This window comes from Pleomorphochaeta sp. (genome assembly GCF_050031695.1).
Lineage (GTDB): Bacteria > Spirochaetota > Spirochaetia > Sphaerochaetales > Sphaerochaetaceae > Pleomorphochaeta.
Genome location: NZ_JBNAIC010000045.1, coordinates 1 through 23,006, shown reverse-complemented (window position 1 = coordinate 23,006; position 23,006 = coordinate 1). Strand labels below are relative to the sequence as shown.

Annotated in this window: 23 protein-coding genes; 19 read left to right on the top strand and 4 right to left on the bottom strand. The window is 26.5% G+C overall.

What is annotated here, in order from left to right; all coding sequences use genetic code 11:
• Window positions 1-55: 55 nt before the first annotated feature.
• Window positions 56-2,110 (bottom strand): hypothetical protein, encoded by a 2,055-nt coding sequence (locus tag ACPKM0_RS08100; RefSeq protein WP_472474983.1) that lies wholly within the window; start codon window positions 2,108-2,110, stop codon window positions 56-58.
• Between the two features lie 110 nt (window positions 2,111-2,220).
• Between ACPKM0_RS08100 and ACPKM0_RS08095 the strand changes: the two genes are divergently transcribed.
• The 6 genes from ACPKM0_RS08095 to ACPKM0_RS08070 all read left to right on the top strand — a co-directional run bounded on the left by ACPKM0_RS08095 (window position 2,221) and on the right by ACPKM0_RS08070 (window position 7,929).
• Window positions 2,221-2,700 carry a hypothetical protein gene (locus ACPKM0_RS08095; RefSeq protein WP_472474981.1) on the top strand — a complete coding sequence of 160 codons (480 nt, stop codon included), beginning with the start codon at window positions 2,221-2,223 and terminating at the stop codon, window positions 2,698-2,700.
• A 78-nt stretch (window positions 2,701-2,778) separates the two neighbouring features.
• Complete coding sequence (locus ACPKM0_RS08090; protein ID WP_472474980.1) at window positions 2,779-3,351, top strand: hypothetical protein; 573 nt, start codon at window positions 2,779-2,781, stop codon at window positions 3,349-3,351.
• A complete protein-coding gene (locus tag ACPKM0_RS08085; protein ID WP_472474979.1) occupies window positions 3,341-4,207 on the top strand; it encodes a hypothetical protein in 867 nt (288 codons plus the stop codon). Before ACPKM0_RS08090 ends, ACPKM0_RS08085 begins: the two co-directional genes overlap by 11 nt.
• A 91-nt stretch (window positions 4,208-4,298) precedes the next feature.
• Window positions 4,299-5,543: a peptidase T gene (gene pepT, locus ACPKM0_RS08080; RefSeq protein ID WP_472474977.1), complete on the top strand. Its 1,245-nt coding sequence runs from the start codon at window positions 4,299-4,301 to the stop codon at window positions 5,541-5,543.
• On the top strand, window positions 5,544-6,551 hold the full coding sequence (locus ACPKM0_RS08075) for a hypothetical protein (protein ID WP_472474976.1): 1,008 nt from the start codon (window positions 5,544-5,546) through the stop codon (window positions 6,549-6,551).
• A gap of 34 nt (window positions 6,552-6,585) precedes the next feature.
• Window positions 6,586-7,929 (top strand): hypothetical protein, encoded by a 1,344-nt coding sequence (locus ACPKM0_RS08070; RefSeq protein ID WP_472474974.1) that lies wholly within the window; start codon window positions 6,586-6,588, stop codon window positions 7,927-7,929.
• On the opposite strand, the gene ACPKM0_RS08065 is transcribed toward ACPKM0_RS08070, so the two are convergent.
• A complete protein-coding gene (locus ACPKM0_RS08065; RefSeq protein ID WP_472474972.1) occupies window positions 7,926-8,699 on the bottom strand; it encodes a glycerophosphodiester phosphodiesterase in 774 nt (257 codons plus the stop codon). The two genes, ACPKM0_RS08070 and ACPKM0_RS08065, sit on opposite strands and share 4 nt — an antisense overlap.
• Window positions 8,700-8,813: 114 nt before the next feature.
• Here ACPKM0_RS08065 and ACPKM0_RS08060 point away from each other — a divergent pair, with 114 nt between their 5' ends.
• Window positions 8,814-11,753: an insulinase family protein gene (locus tag ACPKM0_RS08060; protein WP_472474971.1), complete on the top strand. Its 2,940-nt coding sequence runs from the start codon at window positions 8,814-8,816 to the stop codon at window positions 11,751-11,753.
• Window positions 11,754-11,839: 86 nt separating this feature from the next.
• Here ACPKM0_RS08060 and ACPKM0_RS08055 read toward each other — a convergent pair whose 3' ends face one another.
• Window positions 11,840-12,184 (bottom strand): DRTGG domain-containing protein, encoded by a 345-nt coding sequence (locus tag ACPKM0_RS08055; protein ID WP_472474970.1) that lies wholly within the window; start codon window positions 12,182-12,184, stop codon window positions 11,840-11,842.
• Window positions 12,185-12,410: 226 nt separating this feature from the next.
• Here ACPKM0_RS08055 and ACPKM0_RS08050 point away from each other — a divergent pair, with 226 nt between their 5' ends.
• The 11 genes from ACPKM0_RS08050 (at window position 12,411) to hisIE (ending at window position 21,766) form a co-directional block, all read left to right on the top strand.
• Window positions 12,411-12,917 carry a hypothetical protein gene (locus tag ACPKM0_RS08050; protein WP_472474968.1) on the top strand — a complete coding sequence of 169 codons (507 nt, stop codon included), beginning with the start codon at window positions 12,411-12,413 and terminating at the stop codon, window positions 12,915-12,917.
• Window positions 12,918-13,097: 180 nt separating this feature from the next.
• Window positions 13,098-13,910 carry an FKBP-type peptidyl-prolyl cis-trans isomerase gene (locus tag ACPKM0_RS08045; protein ID WP_472474966.1) on the top strand — a complete coding sequence of 271 codons (813 nt, stop codon included), beginning with the start codon at window positions 13,098-13,100 and terminating at the stop codon, window positions 13,908-13,910.
• An 11-nt stretch (window positions 13,911-13,921) separates the two neighbouring features.
• On the top strand, window positions 13,922-14,524 hold the full coding sequence (locus ACPKM0_RS08040) for a DUF308 domain-containing protein (RefSeq protein WP_472474965.1): 603 nt from the start codon (window positions 13,922-13,924) through the stop codon (window positions 14,522-14,524).
• A 214-nt stretch (window positions 14,525-14,738) separates the two neighbouring features.
• Window positions 14,739-15,599 (top strand): ATP phosphoribosyltransferase, encoded by an 861-nt coding sequence (hisG, locus tag ACPKM0_RS08035; protein WP_472474963.1) that lies wholly within the window; start codon window positions 14,739-14,741, stop codon window positions 15,597-15,599.
• 5 nt (window positions 15,600-15,604) lie between these two features.
• A complete protein-coding gene (gene hisD, locus ACPKM0_RS08030; protein WP_472474962.1) occupies window positions 15,605-16,900 on the top strand; it encodes a histidinol dehydrogenase in 1,296 nt (431 codons plus the stop codon).
• Window position 16,901: 1 nt separating this feature from the next.
• Window positions 16,902-17,957, top strand: coding sequence for a histidinol-phosphate transaminase (hisC, locus tag ACPKM0_RS08025; protein ID WP_472474961.1), 1,056 nt, complete (start codon window positions 16,902-16,904; stop codon window positions 17,955-17,957).
• A complete protein-coding gene (gene hisB / locus ACPKM0_RS08020) occupies window positions 17,944-19,047 on the top strand; it encodes an imidazoleglycerol-phosphate dehydratase HisB (protein ID WP_472474959.1) in 1,104 nt (367 codons plus the stop codon). Before hisC ends, hisB begins: the two co-directional genes overlap by 14 nt.
• Window positions 19,047-19,637: an imidazole glycerol phosphate synthase subunit HisH gene (gene hisH, locus ACPKM0_RS08015; protein WP_472474958.1), complete on the top strand. Its 591-nt coding sequence runs from the start codon at window positions 19,047-19,049 to the stop codon at window positions 19,635-19,637. The genes hisB and hisH overlap by 1 nt, the downstream gene beginning before the upstream one ends.
• Before the next feature lie 3 nt (window positions 19,638-19,640).
• Window positions 19,641-20,375, top strand: coding sequence for a 1-(5-phosphoribosyl)-5-[(5-phosphoribosylamino)methylideneamino]imidazole-4-carboxamide isomerase (hisA, locus tag ACPKM0_RS08010; protein ID WP_472474956.1), 735 nt, complete (start codon window positions 19,641-19,643; stop codon window positions 20,373-20,375).
• Window positions 20,369-21,133, top strand: coding sequence for an imidazole glycerol phosphate synthase subunit HisF (gene hisF / locus ACPKM0_RS08005; RefSeq protein WP_472474955.1), 765 nt, complete (start codon window positions 20,369-20,371; stop codon window positions 21,131-21,133). The genes hisA and hisF overlap by 7 nt, the downstream gene beginning before the upstream one ends.
• Before the next feature lie 3 nt (window positions 21,134-21,136).
• Window positions 21,137-21,766, top strand: coding sequence for a bifunctional phosphoribosyl-AMP cyclohydrolase/phosphoribosyl-ATP diphosphatase HisIE (gene hisIE / locus ACPKM0_RS08000; RefSeq protein ID WP_472474954.1), 630 nt, complete (start codon window positions 21,137-21,139; stop codon window positions 21,764-21,766).
• A gap of 37 nt (window positions 21,767-21,803) precedes the next feature.
• Here the strand turns inward: hisIE and radC are convergent, their stop codons facing one another.
• On the bottom strand, window positions 21,804-22,487 hold the full coding sequence (gene radC, locus ACPKM0_RS07995; RefSeq protein WP_472474952.1) for a RadC family protein: 684 nt from the start codon (window positions 22,485-22,487) through the stop codon (window positions 21,804-21,806).
• Window positions 22,488-22,542: 55 nt separating this feature from the next.
• On the opposite strand from radC, the gene ACPKM0_RS07990 reads away from it, so the two are divergent.
• Window positions 22,543-23,004 carry a MerR family transcriptional regulator gene (locus ACPKM0_RS07990; RefSeq protein WP_472474950.1) on the top strand — a complete coding sequence of 154 codons (462 nt, stop codon included), beginning with the start codon at window positions 22,543-22,545 and terminating at the stop codon, window positions 23,002-23,004.
• Window positions 23,005-23,006: the final 2 nt, after the last annotated feature.

Below are 23,006 nucleotides of genomic sequence, written 5' to 3'. Positions count from 1 at the left end.
TTTACAAAATTTGTAAAAGCCAATTTTAATATTGCTAAACAATATAGAACTAATACTATTTATTAATTTTGCATAATTTAACACATTTTTCATTATTTCCCCATAATATTAATGTTTCTTTATCATTAGATAAAACACCATTCTCTGGAGTGAAATCTGATAAATCTTCTTTTCCAATATATGTGAGACTGTAATCTGTTTCATCATAGTCAAAAGCTAATAGAGAATTAGAACCACTACATAATGCATAAATTTTCTTTAAATCATAATCATTGTTAATATTATTATAATTTGTATAATAGATAAAGTTTATAACATTTTCAAAATTTGGTAGACCATAACTTTCACTAACATATGATTCGATTTCACATAGTTCCGTTGAAAAATTTAAATCTTCACCCATTAATGAACCTTCAATAATTCTATTATTAGCGCCTATTAAGAAAGTTTTCCAGTTTAATGCTGCAGCAACAAAGACCTCATCAATATCATATTCTAGAGGTCCTGTAGCCCTTAGTAAACAATTATTATATCCAGGAGTGTTATAGGCGTGAGAGACATATCCCGTATCACTGCAAAAGGTTATTGCATCTTGATTTGGACTCATAATCCCTTTAGTACAATGATATGAATAATCATCAGGGTCTTTTACCATGTTGATAGCAAAAAATTTAGAATTAAGAATTGGGTCTATAGCATATTCTCTGTATGAATCTCCTAAATGATCAAAAACTAAAAAATCTTCAGGTCTGATAAATATTGAGCCAAAATGTTGTGCATATTTATGATAAGTATCATCATAGAAATATTTATTTAGTTTATTATAACTATAGTCATAAATGCTTATTGTATTGCTTGTTTCATCTGATATAAAAACTCGATTTCTTATTTTATCAACTTTCATATCTACAACATTAGATAATGGCATTTCACTTGAATTATTATATGTGTTTAACACTTCAAATCTATTATTAATGATTCTACAAATTTGAAGTGTATTTGTATCACCACAATAGGAAATAATTTTGTTATCAGGAAGGTAGCAAATATGCATATTGTTTCCTACATAAAAACCATTATCACCATGATTTATTGTTGCTACAACTTTAGGTAAGTATGCTGGTGCATTTAAAGTTACTTCAAATTCTTTTGATGCAGAACTCGTACTACCTAAGTCACCATTATCAACTACAACATCTAATCTATGGAATCCGAGTGATGGTGATAAACTACAATTAATTCCACTTCCAATTAGAGATCCATCAAGATACCAACTAATAGATAATTCATTTAAAGGTAAATCATTGTTTTCAACTAGTTTTGGATAGATTTTTTGATTGTATGGAATTACTTCATTTACTTCCTCTATAGTGCATGAAATAGGAACGCCAGCTTGATTATTAATAACTATTGTATCATCACTTGTTTCTGGTATAGAATCTTCATTTAATGTAAAATTGATTATTCCAGAGCTAGTTTTATTCATAACTACTCTAATCGCTTCTATACATCCAGCTAAAAGTACTTCTCCATCATATAATTTAGAATTTATGGTATATGATCCAGCTTTTTCTACTGAATCAAATGAGGCTACACCTAAAGAATAATCAATACTACTTGGTGTAGCGACTATCTTTTCATTGTTTTGATTTGTGAGATTTAGTTCTAATTTTGGGTTAGTAATTAAATCTGGGTCCCAATTAAAAGTTAATGAAATATTACCAGTTCCTACTAAAGTATCAAGTTCAATTACTGTCGTTGTAGGATCTTTTGTTATTTTAACACTCTTTGAACCACTAACTAAAACTAAATCATCTGCATTTTTACCTACAGCAAATATATCCCAAGTTCCAATTGTTAAGCCTTTTACAGTTGTTTTATTTTCTCTTGTACTTATACTAAATGTGTCTTTTTCATTTGGACCTTGCCCCGTAATAGAATATTGAGTTACTTCAAGAGGAATGTCTTCTGGTAATATTGATTTATCTTTTTTTACAATTTCTTGATTAACGTTTAGTGTAAGTGATGATGAATATGGTTTATTATCACAACTTAATAAAATAAAAGGAATAATTAATAAATAAAATGTTCTTATTGTTCTAACTTTCATAGATGCCTCCTATTTTTAATAAAAAGGAATATGAATAAATGCTTTATTTTTTTTAAAACTATTGTCAAATTTGATAAACTTAAATATCCTTTATTTAAGGAGTTTATAAATTGAGATATTTTTTAAGAATTTTAATCATTGCTATATTTTTTGTTCTTGTATTTATTCCTCGATCTACAATCGGTGTAGTTAATTATTGGCTTTTATTTTTACTTTTAGTTGTAGTAGCCTTTTTATATTTAATAAAAGAATATTATGTAAGTAAGAAAGCTGTAAATAAAATTTTAAATGATGATTTTGAATATTCCATAGCATGTGAAAAAATTCCATTCGATGAAACTCAAGACTTTATAAGAGGCCGATTAGTTGTTTATAAATCAATGATTCTTTTATATAAAAAAGAAAAAGGAAAAATCAGTTTAGGTTGGTCAAAATCTATTGATGAGTTAGATTCTATTGAGTTTGGAAAAACCTCTACAAAGCGAAAAGGTTTTACTTTATTTGATAAAGATGAAAAATATGAATTTGTAAATTATATTTTTAAAATCAATCAAGATGAGTTTATTAAGGCTCTGAATTTTGAGATATAATTAAGTAGTTTTACTTAGGTATTTTAAACTATTTTCAAAATAATAATTCTCTTTTAATTTTTGAATTAGGAGAATTTTATGAAGAAAGTAGTTTTTTTATTACTATTTAATACTATTGTTTTAGTTAATATTTTTTCTATTGATGACTCTTCTTCAATAGATATTGCGATTGATATATCATATATTGATCCAATCTTTAATGAAGTGATATATAACGAAATTACTCCGTCCCTTAATGTAACTCAAGATTTATCACTTAGAATACCCTTTAATTTAGTTATTCCTGTTGATAGAGATATAGATTTATTGGGTCTTGGTGCTTCTATTGATGTTTTATATCGTCCTTTTTTAAATAATTTCTTCATTTCTTTTTCTCTAATTAAATTTGAATACTTATTAGGGTTAGATGCTCCATATGAAGATTTTCAATACTTAAATAAGCTGTCGTTTGGTTATACTTTTTTAAGAGATAATAAAGTTTATATTGAACCAGCAATTTCTTTTTTTAATTTAAATGGCATTTATGAAGATAGTATTTTAGTTTTGCAAGAAAGTTATAATGATTTTCCTGTAGCTAGACTTTCTATACTTATAGGTTATCGAATATTGAATATTAATACCAAAAAGGAGGAGAAAATTAATGTTAGCTAAAAAAAATGTTTGTATTATTAAAGAAATAGGAACTGATTTGTTGGTTGTAATTTTAGTTTTAGTATTAAGTGGTTGTTCTTTTGCTCTTGATAGATCAATAACAAAAGAAGTAAATGAGGAAGAATTAGTAACATCTGTTTCAAAGATAGTTGATGAGCAGTTAGATGTTGTCTCTCCTTATATTGACGATTTTTCAAAAGATATAGTCGTTGATGATATAACAGGAGAAAAAGTAGTTACTGGAGCACTTCTTGAAGAAAATGGAAAAGAATATTTAGAATTTGACTATTATGTTGCAGTTGATACATCTCAAGATTTAGATGAAATCGCAAATAGAGCAAAGGCTTTGATTCCTGATAGTGAGGCTTATCAAATTGATGAAAAATTAAATCAAACAAGAGCTATTTTAACTAGAGATATTTATTCTCTTTCTAGGGCTATCCCCCCAAGCCAACAAGCAGCTTTTCAAAAAGATTTAAGACAGTTAGTAACAAGAAGTTTTGTTTTATTTACTGCTGGAATCGTCTATATGTTCATGCCTAATACTATATTTTGGGGAAAAGTTTCTGCAGCAGCTGCTATAAGTGTTGCAGCAGGAGTTTTTGCTAATACTGTTATGAGCCTTTATGAATATTATAAATATGGTGGAGATTCTGAGGAATCCTTTGCTCAATGGGTTAATGAAATATCTACAGAACCTCAAATTTCATATGCGCTAGCAAAAAGCATGATTGCTGTTGGACTTACTATGGAAAGATCTCCTGTTGTAACAGGAATAATGATTTGTGTTTTTTCAATGTATCAAGTCATTGATATGGTTAAACCAATGCTAAAGAAATATGATTTTTCAATTTAATAAATGTTTTTAGACTAAAAAGTTTTGGTTAATTGTTTTATATAATACTTTGTGTAATAATAATATGAGAAAAATGATTTAGGAGCACATAATGTTAAATACTATAAAAAATGATTTAAAAACCAATTTTCTTAGATATGCTGTCGTAGATACAATGAGTGATGAGAAACTTGCTGAAACAAAGCATCCTTCAACAATTAACCAATTAAATTTAATTAATCTTTTAAAAAACGATTTAATAGAACTTGGGATAAAAGACGTAACAGTTGGGAAAGAAGGAGTTTTAGTAGCTCATATCCCAGCTAATGTTGAAAATTCTCCTTGTATTGGATTGATGGCACATGTTGATACTGCTGATGATGTAGAAGGGAATGGTGTTAATCCTCAAGTTATTGAAAAATATGATGGAGGTGATATCAAATTAATTAATGCTAATAGAATTATTAAAAGTTGTGATAATTCTGAGTTAGAAAATTATGTAGGCTCTACTATTTTTACATCTGATGGAACTACTTTACTTGGTGCTGATGATAAAGCAGGTGTAAGTGAAATAATTGCAGTTGCAAAAATATTAGTAAATAATCCTGAAATAAAACATGGAGAAGTTGAAATAATATTTACTTGTGATGAAGAAACAGGTAGTGGGATGGATGCTTTCCCTTATGATAGAATTCATTGTGATTATTGTTATACTATTGATGGTGGTACTAGATATGAGATAGAGAGTGAATGCTTTAATGCTGGTAAAGTCATGGTTGATTTTAAGGGCGTTTCTTATCATCTTGGTGCAGCTAGAGGAAAAATGGTTAATGCTTTAACAATGGCAACTTCTTTTGTAAATAGTATTCCGAAAAATGAAACTCCTGAAGCAACCGATGGTAGGTATGGATATTATTGCCCTTTAGAATTGAATGCAACTAATGATGAAGCACATTTAACAGTATATTTAAGAGATTTTGATTTAAAAGAATTAGAACGTAGAGAAAACGTTCTTAAATCTTTAGCTAATATGACTGAACAATTATATCCAGGTGGTAAAGTTAGCATAAATGTAAAGAGACAGTATTATAACATGAAAGAAATTTCTGATAAAAATCCAAAAGTATTAAATAGTATTTTTGAAGCAGGTAGACGATTAAATCAACCTTTATTTGAATCACCAATTAGAGGTGGAACAGATGGAGCAAGAATGGCAAATGAAAAAGGAATTCCTTGCCCTAATATTTATACTGGAGGTCATAATTATCATTCATATTATGAATGGTGTGCTCTTGATGCTATGGAAGAATCTGTTAATTTAATATTAGAAATAATTAAAATTGGAGCAGAAAAATAAATGAAAAAGTTAATTATCAGTTTTATATTTCTTTGTTTGCCATTTATGTTATTTGCAAATGAATATAAAATTATAAGAAATTATGAAATAGATAATTCAACAGATAATATAGAAGCATACATAGAAGATGCCTTAGACTCTACTCTAGTAGCATATACTAAAGTAGAGTTGTCATTGAAAAAAGATTTAATATTAGATTTAAAAGAAGTTTCCTACAATGATAATTTATTAATTATTAATGGAGATATAAAATATAAAAATAATAAAATGCCAATTGCTATAGAACTTATAGAAGAAAATAAAAATCTTGCATTTTCAAAGCTAGAACAAATTTTATATGATTCTTTTAGATATGATTTAAATTTCCTTTTTAATAATGAGGAAAATTCTAAATTATCTTATTCAAATGTAGTAAGTTCTTTTTATAACAATGGAATATATAAAGTTGGATCTTTAGTTAATTTAGAAAACTATAATAATGAAAAATCTTTAGCTATTGTTACTTCTAGCTATGATGATTATTCAACTATTGATTTCTTATATAATCCTACTGATTTAATTAACACAAAGATTTCTATGGGGCCATTGAATGAAATGAATTTAGGATTATTTTATGATTATAGTACTAATATTGTTGGCTTAAATTTAGATTATTATTATTTATCTACAATTTTAAGTTATTATAGTGGAACTAATTTAGGACTAAGATTTTTTTATTATAATAATTTAGACGATTATTCAAGTTCTATAGCTTCTGATTTATCACTTAAAATTGAATTCCCTTTATCAAAAATTTATCATAAAAATAATTTTATCGAAAATACTTCTATTTATAATAAAACTGGAATTGGAGTATTATATTCAGATTCATATGAATTACATAGTTCTTTAGAAATAGGGATTAAAACATATATTTCAAATAAAAATAACTTATCAATTGCATATAAAATGGATTCTAATTCTGAAAGTTATTATAATGTAGTTGTTGCATATGGTATATTATTTTAGTTTTTGATTTTATGCGCTATAACAAGGAGGGATTGTGAATAAAAAAATATGTTATATTTTAATAATAACTTTAGCACTACTTTCATCTTGTGCTAGTAGTGATGAAGACCTTGTTTTAAATAAGTATCCAACTTGGATAGAAAATGAAAAAACAGATGAATCTATTTATCCTTCTTCATTTATAATTGAGGGGTCTGGTGAGACTCTAGATTTAGCTTCGATTGATGCAATAAATAACTTTTATGATATTCTATCTAGAAATATATATATTGAAAATGAATTTTTATTTAAAGAATCTTTATTTAAAAATTATTATTATGAACCATTTGATATGAGAATTGAAAAAAGATATATTGATGAGTTAATAAGTGGTGGTTATGTTGTTATTTACTATATTAGTTCAGATGAAACAATAATAAAAAATAATACTTTAAAACAGGAGAGTTTAGAGCAGAATATTTCAAAACAATTGATTGAATACGAAAGTATGAGTAATAAATTATATAGAGATAATAAAGATTTGAGTTCAATAAAAACACTTATTGAAGCTTATATTTATGCAATGGATAATGGGTTTGAAGTAGATGGGAATGATTATCTTAAGACAATTATATCTAGGATTTCAGCTATAAATATTAATATATATTCTAAAAAAAATATAAACAACTTACAAATAAAATTGAATCGTGATGAACGTATCATAGATCCTATTATAATAAGTGCTGAAATGAAAGTTTTATATAATAATGTAGATAATAATTTTAAAAATTATTTAGTTAGTGATACATTATATCCAAATAAGGATGGTTCTTTTTATTTTAATATTGATAATAAAAAAATTAATGAAGAAGGCTTGCTTGTTTTTATGATTAATTTAGATGATGAATTAAAATTATTAAATCAAAAAGGATATAAGATTGCCGCAGATAGAATTTATAATGTTATAGAAGAAAAAATTTATTCTTACTCTAAAAAATCATTATTTGAAAATAAAACTATATATCTAAAAACTATTGAAAATGATATTAAGCAAAATGCTTTAGATAGCATTTCTATTAATTTTTTTAAAGAGAAGTTAGAATCATTAAATTCTATTGTAATTATCGATGAAGATATAGATATTAATAATTTAGCTGAATATAGTGAAAAAGGTGATTATTTATTTTTGTTTAGAGCTGAAATTGTAGAAGAACAATCAAGTTATAAATATACAACGTTATCTCATGGAAGCTTAGAAATTTATGATCTTAATGATTCCTCTTTGTATTATGATAGCACATTGTTTGATAGTATTTATATTAGTGATGATTTAGAGAATAGTAAAACACAATCAATTTTGAATGTGGCAAAAAAAGTTCTTCACAATTTATTGCGCTAGTTCTGTTTAAAATATTTAGTTTTAATTAGTTGTTCTGGTACATTAGATATTATACCCATTATATTGTAGTTTAATAATTCGATAGCTTTTTCTTGATCATCAACACACCATGGTAGAATTTTTAAATTTCTTGCTTTCCAATCTTGCACAGAGTTTTCAGTAATTAAATCTAATTGAGGTTTAATAATATTACAATTAAACATATAAGATCCTAATCCTTTTCTTAGAAGAAAAGGTACTTCTTTATCTTTCGAGAAAATCGCTCCTTCTAATAGAGAATGATTAGACACTTTTTCAAATTCCTTTACTGCAATTGGGTTAAAGGAAGTAATAATTGTGTTAAATTCTAATTTATATTTTCTAATTAAATTCCATAATTTTTTAGCAAATTCAAGATTTTTTATTGAATTGCTTTTTATTTCAATATCATATAGAACGTTATTAGAGCATAATTGAAAAACTTCTTCTAATGTTGGAATTTTTGTATTTTTAAAGTTTTCATTAAAATTGATACCAATATCTAATTCTTTTATTTCAGAAAGAGTTAATTTTTCGATTGTATAATCTTTTTTTGTTAAACGCTTTGTTGAAGAATCATGAATTACAACAATTTCACCACTTTTAATCATGTGGACATCAAGTTCAATAGCGGGTATATTGTTTTCTAGACACAATTGAAAAGCTTCTAATGAGTTTTCAGGTGCGAATGAATTCATACCTCTATGCGCAAATAGAATAGGTTTGTCTTTATATTGGTAATATGAAATCATAAATAAACATTAATTCAAATTTATATTTTTAGCAAGTTTAATTTTGTTCATAACTTGATATTAAACTTGCAAAACAATGTAGCATTTGATAGTTTAATAGAATGGAGGAGTTATATGGGACTTCAAAATAGAAAAATTGGTTCAGAGTTCTTTGGCTTTAAACTAATTGAAATTGATAAACTTGCTGAATATGATGGTTATGGTTTTTTATTCCGTCATGAAGCTACAGCTATGGAAGTTTATCATGTACAAAATAATGATAAAGAATTATTCTTTTCTTATATTTTTGAAACGATACCAAGTGATAATACTGGTGTAGCTCATATAATTGAACATAGTGTTTTATCTGGTTCTAAAAAATATCCAATTAGAGATCCCTTTATGCAACTTCAAAAAGGAAGTGCTTGTACTTTTTTAAATGCATTAACTTATCCAACAAAAACTCTCTATCCTGCTGCTAGTCCATTAGAAAAAGATTTTGATAATATTTTTGATGTTTATACTGATGCTGTTTTTTCTCCTTTATTAAGAGAAGAAACTTTTATGCAAGAAGGGATAAGATTACATTGTAGCGAAGATGGAGACTTTTCTTATAAAGGTGTTGTTTTTAACGAAATGTTAGGCGATAAGAACGATGGAGAGTATATAGCTAATAATCTTTGTTTACGTAATTTGTATCCTGATACTGCATATAATTATTCATCAGGAGGAGAACCTGTTGATATAGTTAATTTAGATTATAAAAAATTTAAATCGTTTTATATGCAATATTATCATCCAACAAATTCTAAATTATTTATTTATGGTGATTTATCTATTGAAAAATATTTGAAAAAATTAAATCAAGAATATTTGTCTGATTGTTCAAAGCTGAATGTTTCAAAAGGGAATCTCATTCCTGTCAAGTGGAAAGAGCCTAGAAAAATGAATATAAGTTGTCCAAGTAGTGACCTTGATTCTGGATCAATAGTTGCAACTGCATTTGTAACAACTGATTCTGCAATACCTTTAGAAGTAATAACTTTATCATTTATTTATGAATTGTTATTAGGTTCTCCTGGTTGTCCTTTATATAAAGCTATGATTGATTCAAAGTTAGGTGAGGATGTGTCTAATATTAGTGGTATTAGTACTGATTATAACTTTATGCCATTAACAATAGCTTTTAGTGGTGTAAAAAAAGAAGATACTGAAAAAATTGAGAGTTATATATTAAAACAACTATCTTCAATTGTAGAAAAGGGGTTTGATAATGAACTAATTTCTGCAACCTTTAAAAGATTAAGCTTTCAAATACATGAAAAATCTTCATCTAATCCTATGGGGCTTGTTGTATTAAAGAGAGCAATGAGAGGTTGGTTAAGAGGTCTTAGTCCAATAAGTACAATTGAATATACTAAAGCTGTTGAAGAGTTAAGATTAAAACTTGAAGAAAATCCAAAATATTTAGAAGAATGGATTGATTTAAATCTTGTAAACAATAATCACCGTTTATTATTTATTGCTGAACCAGATATTGATGCAATGGATAAATATAATGAAAGATTAGCGAATTTAGTAAAAAAGCGTACTGTAGATTTAAATGAAGAACAAAAAAAAGAAATACTAGAAAAAACTAAAAAGTTTTTAAATTTTCAAGATTTAGGAGATTCGGTTGAAGATTTAAATAAAATTCCAAAGTTGTTTGTTGAAGATTTACCTAAAAAAATAAGATATTATAATCATGAAAAATTAAATTTAAACGGTATTCCTTTATGGATTATGAAAGAGAAAACTAACTCAATTGCATATTTTGATTTCTTTATTCATTTAGAAGATCTTAATGAAAGAGAAATATCATTATTGCCATTATATACAAAAATTTTAGAGAACTGTCCTGTAAAAGATATGGATAATACTAAAGTAATGACTGAAGTCATGCATAATACTGGAGGTTTCAATATTTCTTTAGAAGGTGGATCAAAAGTAACTCTAGAGAGATGTCTTGGTGTGATGATTCGAGTAAAAATGTTAAATGACGATATAGAGAAAGGTATTAATTTAACAAAAGATATTATAAAAGAATCAAAAGTTGATGATTTTAAAACAATATGGAATTCCATTGTTGATTTAAAGAGTATGTATAAATCTGTTGCATCTAGTGCAGGTTATAGGTTTGCAACAATTTCTGCTTCAAGTGAGTTTTCAGAAAATGCTAAATTAATTGAAGATTTATTAGGAATAAATCAATGGTTATTTATTAATTCATTAAAGAGGGAAGATGTATCAAAGCTAGCAAATGAATTAAAAGAATTAAAAACCAAATTAAATATATTAAATAGATTTGAGATTCATCTATCATGTGAAGAAGATTCTATTGAAAAGTGTAAATCAATATTAGATGGTTTTATTTCTGATTTTAACCGTGATGATCAAGTAGAGTTTATAAAAAAATACAATAATATTCATCATAATAATGTTCAAAAGAAAAAAGGTTTTATACTACCTTCTTCTGTCAATCATACTAGCTTAGTATTACCTTCAAAGGCTATTGGAACGAAAGAAAATGCGGTTCAAAGAATTCTTGCTTCAATTTTATCAGGGAATGATTTATGGAATGATATTAGAGTTTTAGGTGGCGCTTATGGAGTAGATTGCCATGTTGAAAGTTTAGAACAGTTCTTTATTTTTATATCTGCTAGTGATCCAAACTTAAGTAAAAGTTATGAAGCTTTTAAAAATTCTTTAAAAAAGTATAGTGAAAATTTAGCGGATAGAGAATTAATTGATGATGCAATTATAAGTAATGTTTCTAATGATTTAAGGCCATATCAACCAAATAGAACGAGTATTATGGATTTTAGAAGAATCCTATATAAGATAGAAAATAAAATATTAGAAAATGCTAGAGAAGCTATATTAAAAACAACTTCTGAAGATATTAAAAATATTGCAACTGAATTATTTAATGATATAAATTATTCATTAGCTTTTTTCTGTGATAAAAATACTTTTGAAATTGAAAAAGAGTATTTAGAAATGAGTGAAGAAGATATTGTAGAATTACCTTTTTAAAAAAAAACTCCTCTATTGATTTTTTCAAGGAGGAGTTTTAACTATAATTATTATGTAAATATAATTTATTTTGCATAATAATTATATTAATATATATGATTTAATCCTTTTGCATATAATAAACCACTAAGTCTATACATTGAATAAGGTGTAGTTATTATTGCTATATCAAACTCATTAGCCATATCAATCATATCTTTACTAGGTATTTTATTTCTAGCAATGACAATATTTCTAATATCACTCATTACTGCTGTTCTCACAGCTTGATTATTTGATAATCCAGTAATAAGTAATATATTATCTTCAAGTAATGTTAAAACATCACTCATCATATCACTTGCAAAAGCACAATCAACTTCATCTTCTAAGTGACTTTCTCCACATAATATTTTTCCTGAACTAAGTTCTATTACATCTTTTAATTTCATAGACCTAATTATAACATTTATTCCTAATCAAGCATAGTTGTTTTTTTTATTCTATAAGAAAATATCGAATAGTTTTTAATAATTTTAAAAAAGTAAAATTTTTATTAATATTTGTTAGTTAATTCTTAAAACTATATAAAATAATAGACAATTCTATAAAAATATTATAGAATATTTTATTATAAATGTTTATTGATGTGTTGGTGGGAATTGGAGTTAGTTAATAATGCATTATAAAAAGAAACTAATAACATTAATTTTATTATTATCTGTTTTTTCTTCTTTTGTTTATTCATATGATGTATATGGTAATTATACTTATAATCTTGATACAGTTTTATCAATGATGAAATTATCATTTATAGAAGAAGGTATTAACCCAGATTCAAATGAATTTAAAGAAAATATTGAAGATGCAAAAGTAATGATTTTTGCTTTTGGAGAAAAATCTTTTGTTAATAAAATGAGAGAGCAAGCTCCTTTTTCAAGTATTGAAATAACCAATGAATTATTAATAATACATCTAGAAAAAAATAATTTTGAAATTCCAATAGAAATAGTAAAAAATGAGATATTATCAAAAGCGCCTGATACATTTGATGAAATAATTGGGTATTTAGAGAGTGGAAAATTATATTTTAATTTTTTCATCTCTTATGATAATTCTAAAAAAGCTTTAGTTAATGAGGATATTCTTCCTTATTATTTAATTCCTTTTGAAAAAGAAATATAAGAAAGGATAGAGATTAACAATTTAATATTAAAAAGGTTAATTATTAAGTTTAACTAGACTTATTGATTATTCTATTGTAAAGTTTTAATGAAAGTTCTCTATTGTATGGTCAAAAGTCTGGGGGTGAGGTTTAGACTAAACAAGTAGAAGGACTACCCCTGCAACGGAAGGATGTTTACCGTGAAGACTTTTTATAAATACTCAATTTTTTTTATGTTGTTATTTTTTATTAACAGTAATTTATTTTCATTACCAAATAGTGAAAAAAATAAAAAAGAAAGTGACGATTTAATTACTCAAATAGTTCCTTCGTCTACCGAAGTAGAGATAGTTGAAGTTGATGCAATTAAAGATCTTGAAGATCCTACGACATTAGAAGAAAAATTTAGTTATGCCTATTCTTATTTATTATATTTATCTACTTTAAGTCAAAACTTAGATATAAATGCTAAATATTATGCAAAAGGTGCTATGGATGCAGCTGAAGGTAAATCTATTTATACTGAGGATGAAATTGTTTTAATAATTCAAGAGATGCAACAAGAAATGTTGACAAAAGCATTAAAGCAACAAGAAGAGCAAGCAAAAATTAATTTAGAATTAGCCGAAGCTTTTTTAGAGAAGAATATAGAATTTGATACAGTTTTTGAAACTGAATCGGGTCTTCAATATTCAATTATTAAACAAGGTGAAGGTTCGAATCCAGAAATAGATGATAAAGTTGTAGTAATATACAAGATTTACACAATGGATAATAATTTATTATTAGAAAGTGATGGGGATACAACTATCGAATTAAGTAATTTAGTACCAGGTTTTGTTGAAGGGATTAAATTAATGAATAAGGGGTCAAAATATAGATTTTTTGTTCATCCAAAACTAGCATATGGGTTAGAAGGTACAACTGAGATACCACCTAACACATTATTAATATTTGATGTTGAATTAGTTCAAATTTTAAATGATCCAATTTCTTTATCAATGAGTAATTAGGGAGAGTATTGATGAAAAAAGTTAATTTTTTTAAAAAGAATTTATTTATTTCAATGATTTTTGGAATTTTAATAAGTATTTTCGGAGTGGTTCTATTATTCCAAGGCGAAGAATTTGTTAGTTTTGTCGTTTTATTATATGGAATATATAGTGTTTATATAGGAGTTAGAGGTCTTACTTTATCTACAAGATTAACAGCTAATGAAAGAAGAACTAAAAATGTAACTTTATTCTCTTCTATTTTTAGTATCGTTATCGGTATAATTATAATAATCTATCCTTATTTCACTACTACATTAGCTGTAAATGTTGTGGTTTATCTTTTAGCTATTCAGTTATTAATTTCGGGATTAAATAATTTATTTAGTTCTATAGGATTAAGAAATACTAATTTTTACAGTAGTTCTTATTTGGCTCAAGGGATAATAAATTTAGCAATAGCTGTAATTTTCTTCTTGTTCCCAGGACAAGTTGCACAATTTTTCTTAAGTATCTTTGGTATTCTATGTATACTATATGGTTTAATCCATTTCTTTTGGAGCTATAGAATTAGAAAAGTCGAAAAAGATTTTGAAAAAACAAATATAGAAGGAGAATTCGAAAAAATCGATTAATTAATATAATGTATATTTATTCAATTAATATACATTCAATATTGACACTAATAGAATTTTGATTATAATGAATAATATGAAAACTTTAAGAACAGTACATCATCATTTATACGGTATTAACCAACTCTAAGTGGTCTGGATTGTTCTGTATATCCTTTTAGTCTCCGCTTAGCGGGGATTTTTTTTTATCAAATTATAAAACAGGAGTTTAAAAATGGAAGAAAGATTGAGAATTGCAATTCAAAAAAAAGGTAGATTAAGTGAAAAGTCTTTAGATTTAATTAAGACATGTGGAATCCATTTTGGATGTGATTCTAGAGTTTTAAAAGAAGTCGCTTCGAATTTTCCTATCGAATTTTTATATATAAGAGATGATGATATTCCATCTTATGTAAATGATGGTATAGCAGATATTGGAATAGTTGGAAGAAACGAATATGATGAACAAAATATTCCATTAATTGTTGCAAGAGATTTAGGTTTTGCAAAATGTAGATTATCAATTGCTGTACCAAATGATTTTAAATATGAAGGTTTAAAGAGTTTAGAAGGTACAAGAATTGCAACAAGTTATCCTAATATTTTAGATAAAGTTTTAAAAGAAAACGGAGTAAATGCATCATATATTACTGTTAGTGGTGCAGTTGAAATAACTCCTGCAATCGGAGTCGCTGATGTGATTTGTGATCTTGTAAGTACTGGAACAACATTGAAGATGAATGGTTTAAAAGAAGTTGAAAATATATATACAAGTTCTGCAGTAATGATAGAAAACAATTCTTTAAGTGAAGAAAAAAAACAAATTTTAAATAGATTGATTATAAGAATTGATGCTGTAAATAGAGCAAAAGATTATAAATATGTAAGTTTTAACTTGCCTGAAGAACATCTTGAAGAAGTAGGTCATATAGTTGGATCAATGAAATCTCCTACAGTTACAAAGTTGTTTGAAAAGGGTTGGGTTTCAGTACAAACAGTAGTAGCAGAAGATAGTTTTTGGGAAGCTTTTGAAAAATTAAAGGCTATTGGTGCCCAAGGAATATTAGTAACAAAAATCGAAAAAATGACGGAGTAAAGTATATGATACCATATTATTTCAATCCTTCAGAATTAGAATTAAAATCTATATTATCTAGAGAATTAAGTGACGATATTGCAGTTAGTGATAGTGTTAAATCTATAATTGAAGAAGTTAAAGAAAAGGGTGATGCCGCTTTATATTATTATGCAAAAAAATTTGATAAAGTTGATTTAGATTCTTTATATGTTTCAAAAGAAGAATTTGATAATTGTGATAAGTTTGTTGATGAAAAATTAAAAAAAGCAATTAATAGGGCAAAAAATAATATTGAAAAATTCCATAGAGCTCAATTGTCAGATGGTGAAGAAGTTGAAATAGAGAAAGGTATTAATCTTAGCCGTAAAATAGTTCCAATTAATAGCGTTGGTCTTTATATCCCAGGTGGTACTGCACCATTATTTTCAACTGTATTAATGTTAGCTATTCCTGCTAAAGTAGCTGGGTGCAAAAAAATAGTATTAGCAACTCCTCCAACATTAGATGGAAGTGTAAATCCTATAGTATTATATACAGCAAAAGTAATTGGTGTTGATCAAGTAATAAAAGTTGGAGGAGCAAGTGCAATTGCTGCTTTATCTTATGGAACCAAAACTATAAATAAAGTTGATAAAATTTTTGGGCCAGGAAATAGATATGTAAGTTATGCAAAAATGTTGATTTCTTCTAGAACTTCTATTGATATGTTAGCAGGCCCTAGTGAAGTAATGGTTGTTGCTGATGAAAATACAAATCCAAGTTTTGCTGCAAGTGACTTTTTATCTCAAGCTGAACATGGTTTAGATTCTCAATCTATCTTGTTAATTTTATCAGAAAAAGAAAAAGCTGAAGACTTTAGAGTAAGGTTTATAGATGAAGTTAATAAACAATTAGAGAGTTTAGATAGAAAAGAATTTTTATTATCTTCTTTAAAAAATTCTAAAATTATTGCAACGGATTCTTTTTCAAATTGTATTACAATAATTGATGAATATGCACCTGAGCATTTAGTATTAAATTTAGATAAGTGTAAAGAAATTTGTGAATTAGTAAATAATGCAGGATCTATTTTTGTTGGTCCTTATGCTTGTGAAAGTGCTGGTGATTATGCAAGTGGTACTAATCATACACTACCAACTAGCGGATGGGCAAAAAGTGTATCAGGTGTTAGTACAGATTCATTTATAAAAAAGATTACTATTCAAGAGATTACTTACGAAGGTATGAAATCTTTAGGTGATACTATAATTACTATGGCTGAGGGTGAAAGCTTAATGGCTCATGCTAATAGTGTTAAAGTAAGATTAAAAGAGGATTAAAATGATAAAAGATTTACTTAGAAAAAACATTAGAGAATTAACTCCTTATAGTTGTGCTCGTGATGAATTTAGTGGTGTTGCAGAAGTCTTTCTAGATGCTAATGAAAATTATAAATCATATTCAGATTTAGAATATAATAGGTATCCTGATCCTCATTGTTCTTTATTAAGGAAAGAATTAGAATCTAGATTAGATTTACCATTTAATAATACTGTTATAGGTAATGGGAGTGATGAATTAATTGATAATATTATTCGTTCTTTTTGTGAACCAAAAGAAGATAAAATAATTATTATGAATCCTACATATGGAGCTTATAAAGTATTTGCAGATATTAATGATGTAGAAACAGTAAATGTTAATTATAGAACTGATTTTGAAATCGATTTTGAAGCATTAGAGAATACTATAAAAAGTAATACTAATCTAAAATTATTATTTGTTTGTTCTCCAAATAATCCAACAGGAAAAGCTGAAGATATTGAGACAATAGAAAAACTATTAAAATTATTTAATGGGGTTGTAATTGTTGATGAAGCATATGCTGAATTTAGTGACAAAGATAGTAGCGTCAAACTAATTAATAAATATGAAAATTTAATAGTATTAAAAACATTATCAAAATGTTTTGCTGCAGCTGGGATAAGAGCCGGTATTATGGTAGCAAATGAAGAAATTATAGAAGTTATAAATAATATGAAAGCTCCTTATAATGTATCATCATCTACTCAAATTGAGGCTTTAAAAATTTTAAAAAATAGTGATGAAATATATAAGCAAAGAGATGAAGTTATATTAAGAAGAAATAAATATTTTGATATTTTTAAATCATTAAAAACAGTTAAAAAAATCTATAAGAGTGATGCTAATTTTATTTTAATGGAAGTTGAAGATAGTACTAGTCTTTGTAAAAAGCTACAAGAGAAAAAAATAATAATAAGAAATAGAACTAAAGATTTATATTTGAAGAATTGTGTACGTATAACAATTGGTAGTGAAGCTGAATGTGAAACGGTATATAATGCAATCAAGGAGATAGAAAATGAAACAAAATAAAGGCCCTATATTGTTTATAGAATGTACTTCATTAGTTATTCCGAATACAAAAAATGATAATTATATTGAATTTCAACCTCTTGTCTTTAGAGGGTTATCTCAAATTGTGGATAAAGGTAATTTTAATTTGGTTTTATTATCAAGTTGTAAAGAATGTGAAACAATTTCAAAAAATAAAAAAATAAAGTTATGTGAATATATCCAGAATGAGTTTGCTAAAGAAAAAATATTTTTTGAAAAAGAAATAGTAGATTATGATCTTGATACTTTATGTCCTAAATTTACATATGATAATTTAAATCAACTTGGTTTTTTAAATGGTGATTATGATTTACAAAACTCTTTTATAATTGGTAGTGTTAGAGAAAATATTAATTTATCCAATAAATTAGAAATAAAAAATATACTATATTCAAAAGAAAAAGAAGAACAAAATAATACTTTGGCCTTAGTAAGTGACGATTGGGCAACTATTTCTAAATTTTTAGTTGATTCAGATTTGAAACCTTCTCGAAAAGTTCATGTTGTTAGAAACACTAAAGAAACTATGATTGATTTAGAAATAAATTTAGATGGGACTGGTAAATCTAATATAGATACAAAAATTAAATTTTTTGATCACATGTTAGAACAAATATCTCGTCATAGTGATATTGATATTAATTTAGTTTGTGATGGGGATGTTGAAGTTGATGAACATCATAGTGTTGAAGATGTAGCAATTGCATTAGGTTCTGCTATAAGTAAAGCTATTGGTGATAAAAAAGGCTTATCTAGATATGGCTATAATTTATTAGCAATGGATGAGGTACTTGCTAAGTGTTCTATAGATTTTTCAAATCGACCTTATTGTGTTTACGATGTACCAATAACTCGTGAATATATTGGATCTTTTCCTACAGAGATGTTTGAACATTTCTTTAAGTCTTTTAGTGATTCTAGTAAGTCAACTTTACACATTAATGTTTCTTCTGGTAATTCTCATCATATGATTGAAGCTGTGTATAAATGTTTTGCAAAATGTTTAAAGCAAGCTTTATATGTTTATCCTTTTAGTGATAAGTTGCCAACAACTAAAGGAGTTATTTAATGGTTGCAATTGTAAAATATAATGCAGGGAACATTCAGAGTGTAAAATATGCACTTGAAAGATTAAATGTTGATTATATAGTAAGTGACGATCCTAATGTTTTAAGAACAGCAGATAAAGTTATTTTCCCTGGTGTTGGAGAAGCTTCTTCAGCAATGGAATATTTAAGAAAAACTAAGCTTGATGAAGTATTAAAAGATTTAAAACAACCTTTTTTAGGTATTTGTTTAGGTCTTCAATTGATGTGTACAAATAGTGTAGAAAATGATACTGATTGTTTGGGTATTTTTAATTATACTGTTACGAAATTTGATGAAACAAAAGGATATAAAATTCCTCATATGGGATGGAATCAAATAACCTTTGATGAAAAAAATCCTTTATTTAAGAATATAGAACAAAATAGTTTCGTTTATTTTGTTCATAGTTATTATGTGCCTAAAGGTAGTGATACTTTGGCAAAATGTAATTATGCGGGTACTGATTTTAGTGCAGGCCTATATAAAGATAATTATTTTGGAGTTCAGTTCCATCCAGAAAAAAGTGGTGAAGTTGGAGCTAAATTGATAAAGAATTTTGTGGAGTTATAAATTATGATAATTGTTCCAGCTATAGATATTATAGATAATAAAGTCGTTAGATTAACAAAAGGGAATTATGATTCTGTTAAAAATTATACCTTAGATCCTTTAGAGATAGCAAAAGAATTAGAGGATAATAATATAACACATTTGCATGTTGTTGATTTAGAAGGTGCTAAAAATAATAGGATTATGAATTTAAAGACACTTGAAAAAATAGCTAATAAAACAAATTTAATAGTTGATTTTGGAGGTGGCGTTAAAACAGAACAAAGTCTAAATGATGCCTTTAATGCAGGGGCTAAAAGAATCACTTGTGGAAGTATTGCTGTAAAAAATCCTGAATTAGTTCTTACTTGGTTAAATAAATACGGAAGTGATAAGCTTATTTTAGGGGCTGATTGTAAGAAAAATAAAATAGCTACAACTGGTTGGTTAGAAGTTAGTGAATTAGATGTGCATGAGTTTATTAACGATTATTTAGGTAAAGGATTTAATCGTGTTATTTGTACAGATATCTCTAAAGATGGCATGTTAAAAGGTCCTTCTTTCGAACTATATAAATCATTAATAAAAAATTGTAATTCAAATTTAGAATTAGTCGCTTCTGGCGGGGTAAGTTCAATTTCAGATATAGAAAAATTATTCGAATATAATTTACATAGTGTAATTGTAGGAAAAGCATATTTGGAAGGTAAAATTAGTATTTTAGAATTAGGCAAATTACAGGAGAGTGTACTATGTTAGCTAAAAGAATTATTCCTTGTTTAGATGTTAAAGATGGAAGAACTGTTAAAGGTGTAAATTTTGTAGATTTAATAGATGCAGGTGATGCAAGTGAATTAGCAAAATTATACAGTGATTTAGGAGCTGATGAATTAGTTTTTTTAGATATAACAGCTACTGTTGAAAGACGAGCTACTTTGTCAAAGTTGGTTAAGAAAGTTGCTTCAAAAATTAATATTCCATTTACTGTAGGTGGTGGAATCAATACCATTGAAGATGTTGATGTATTATTATCATCTGGTGCAGATAAAATATCAATTAATTCTAGTGCTTTTAAATATCCTAATTTAATCACTGATTTAGCTAATAATTTTGGAACACAATGTGTTGTATGTGCATTGGATGTAAAAAAAGATGAAAATTATAAATCTGGTTATCAATGTTATGTTCACGGTGGTAGGACAGAAACTAAAAGAGATGCTCTTGAAGTTGCTAAAGAGTTTTATAATAAAGGGGCAGGAGAAATCTTATTAACATCTATGGATAAGGATGGTACAAAAGATGGATTTGCTCTTGATTTAAATTCAATGATAAGTCAAAGTGTAACAATACCTGTAATAGCTAGTGGTGGTGCAGGTAAACTTGAACATTTTTATGATGTATTTACAGAAGGAAAAGCTGATGCGGCTTTAGCTGCTTCAATTTTTCATTTTGGTGAAATTTCAATACCTGAGTTAAAGGCATATTTAAATAATAAAGGAATTTGTGTAAGGGAGTAACAAATGGAATTAACAATTGATAATATTGATGTAGTTGATTTTGATAAAGGTGATGGCTTAGTTCCTGCTATTGTTCAGGACTCAATCAGTGGTAAAGTCTTAATGCTTGGATATATGAATAAAGAGTCTTTGAAAGAAACTTTTGATAGAAAGTTGGTAACTTTCTTTTCAAGAAGCCGTCAAGAGCTTTGGACAAAAGGATCTACAAGTGGTAATTTTTTAAATTTAAAAGGGATTTTAGTAGATTGTGATAATGACACTTTATTAGTAAAAGCAGCTCCGGTTGGTCCTGTTTGTCATACAGGAGCAGATACTTGTTTCTTTGAAACTAATGATGTAGAAGATTTAGATACTAAAGATTTTATGTTTTATTTAGAAAAAATAATTGAAGATAGAAGAGATTTTCCTGTAGAAGGATCTTATACCAACTTATTATTATCAAGAGGCATAAAAAAAGTTGCTAAAAAAGTTGGAGAAGAATGTACTGAGCTAGTTATAGAAAGTATGGACGATAAAAAAGATTTATTAATTGGTGAAGCTGCAGATTTATTATATCATTTTCAAGTTTTATTAACCTATAAAGGTGTTAAATTACATGAAGTATTAGAATGCTTACAACATAGACATACATAAAATATAAGAGGCTATCATTTTTTGATAGCCTTAAATTTTATAATTCATCGTATTCTTTCATTGAATGGTAATCATCTTCACTGAAAATAATATGATCTAATATTTCAATTCCTAATATTTTGCCACATTCAATTAATCTTTGAGTAATTTGGATATCATTTAAACTTGGATTTAGATTTCCTGTTGGATGATTATGGCAAATTATAATAGCAACAGCTCTATTATCTATAGCATTAGAAAAAACTTCTCTTGGGTGTACAATACATTGGTTTATTGTTCCCATTGAAGCTACATCTATTGTTAATATTTCATGTGCACAATTTATTGCAATTGAAATAAATATTTCTTGTTTTCTGCTTGCATAATGTCTTATTACTTTATGCACATCCTCTGGGTCAATTATTTGTTGTTTAATTTTTGGTGTTTTTCTTCTACCTAATTCCATAGCAGCACATAACTGTGAACTTTTTACAATTCCTAATCCTTTTATTTTGCACAATTCAGAAATATTAAAAGTTCCTTTTTTATCTAATAATTTTATAACTGAATCAGAAATTATATCAATATTTATATTAGTTGAACCTGAATTTATTAAAAGAGCAATAAGTTCTTCATCTGTTAATGATTTAGCACCGTTACGGAGGAGTTTTTCTCTAGGTTGGTTTTCTAACGGCATTTCCTTTAATTTTAATAATAATGGGTGTGTAATTTTATATCTCATATAACTCTATATATAAGAACTTGTAAAATTGCATTAATTATGATAATTAAAATATATGAGTGAAAGAATTTTTAGAATAGGTGATTTAGCAAGACTAGCAAAAGTAACTGTAAGGACTGTCCGCTATTATGAAAGTTTAAATTTAATTAAGCCTTCTTTTAGATCAAATGGAGGGCAAAGATATTACAGTGAAAAAGATTTAGTTTATTTAAAAAGAATCGTCGAGTTGAAAGAATTAGATTTCACATTAGAAGAAATTAGAAAAATTATAAATATGAAAAATCTAGATAGTACTGGTGAAAGTCGAAGAAATGAATTACTTCATCAGTATCGACAAAAATTATCAAATATTTTAGATAAAAAAAATATTCTTGAATCTAAAATTGATTCAATTAATTGGCATATTAGGCAATTAGAATCAAATATTGATTTTAGAGAATGTCCTGGTAAAGATTGCATAAGTTGTCCATTTAAACAAGATTGTAGATTTGCTTTAGATGATGAGATAAATGATTAAAT

Coding starts and splice junctions, on each gene's coding strand:
- ACPKM0_RS08100 (WP_472474983.1), bottom strand. CDS start 2,110: ATGAAAGTTAGAACAATAAGAACATTTTATTTATTAATTATTCCTTTT.
- ACPKM0_RS08090 (WP_472474980.1), top strand. CDS start 2,779: ATGAAGAAAGTAGTTTTTTTATTACTATTTAATACTATTGTTTTAGTT.
- ACPKM0_RS08085 (WP_472474979.1), top strand. CDS start 3,341: ATGTTAGCTAAAAAAAATGTTTGTATTATTAAAGAAATAGGAACTGAT.
- pepT (WP_472474977.1), top strand. CDS start 4,299: ATGTTAAATACTATAAAAAATGATTTAAAAACCAATTTTCTTAGATAT.
- ACPKM0_RS08075 (WP_472474976.1), top strand. CDS start 5,544: ATGAAAAAGTTAATTATCAGTTTTATATTTCTTTGTTTGCCATTTATG.
- ACPKM0_RS08065 (WP_472474972.1), bottom strand. CDS start 8,699: ATGATTTCATATTACCAATATAAAGACAAACCTATTCTATTTGCGCAT.
- ACPKM0_RS08060 (WP_472474971.1), top strand. CDS start 8,814: ATGGGACTTCAAAATAGAAAAATTGGTTCAGAGTTCTTTGGCTTTAAA.
- ACPKM0_RS08055 (WP_472474970.1), bottom strand. CDS start 12,184: ATGAAATTAAAAGATGTAATAGAACTTAGTTCAGGAAAAATATTATGT.
- ACPKM0_RS08050 (WP_472474968.1), top strand. CDS start 12,411: ATGCATTATAAAAAGAAACTAATAACATTAATTTTATTATTATCTGTT.
- ACPKM0_RS08040 (WP_472474965.1), top strand. CDS start 13,922: ATGAAAAAAGTTAATTTTTTTAAAAAGAATTTATTTATTTCAATGATT.
- hisG (WP_472474963.1), top strand. CDS start 14,739: ATGGAAGAAAGATTGAGAATTGCAATTCAAAAAAAAGGTAGATTAAGT.
- hisD (WP_472474962.1), top strand. CDS start 15,605: ATGATACCATATTATTTCAATCCTTCAGAATTAGAATTAAAATCTATA.
- hisC (WP_472474961.1), top strand. CDS start 16,902: ATGATAAAAGATTTACTTAGAAAAAACATTAGAGAATTAACTCCTTAT.
- hisB (WP_472474959.1), top strand. CDS start 17,944: ATGAAACAAAATAAAGGCCCTATATTGTTTATAGAATGTACTTCATTA.
- hisH (WP_472474958.1), top strand. CDS start 19,047: ATGGTTGCAATTGTAAAATATAATGCAGGGAACATTCAGAGTGTAAAA.
- hisA (WP_472474956.1), top strand. CDS start 19,641: ATGATAATTGTTCCAGCTATAGATATTATAGATAATAAAGTCGTTAGA.
- hisF (WP_472474955.1), top strand. CDS start 20,369: ATGTTAGCTAAAAGAATTATTCCTTGTTTAGATGTTAAAGATGGAAGA.
- hisIE (WP_472474954.1), top strand. CDS start 21,137: ATGGAATTAACAATTGATAATATTGATGTAGTTGATTTTGATAAAGGT.
- radC (WP_472474952.1), bottom strand. CDS start 22,487: ATGAGATATAAAATTACACACCCATTATTATTAAAATTAAAGGAAATG.
- ACPKM0_RS07990 (WP_472474950.1), top strand. CDS start 22,543: ATGAGTGAAAGAATTTTTAGAATAGGTGATTTAGCAAGACTAGCAAAA.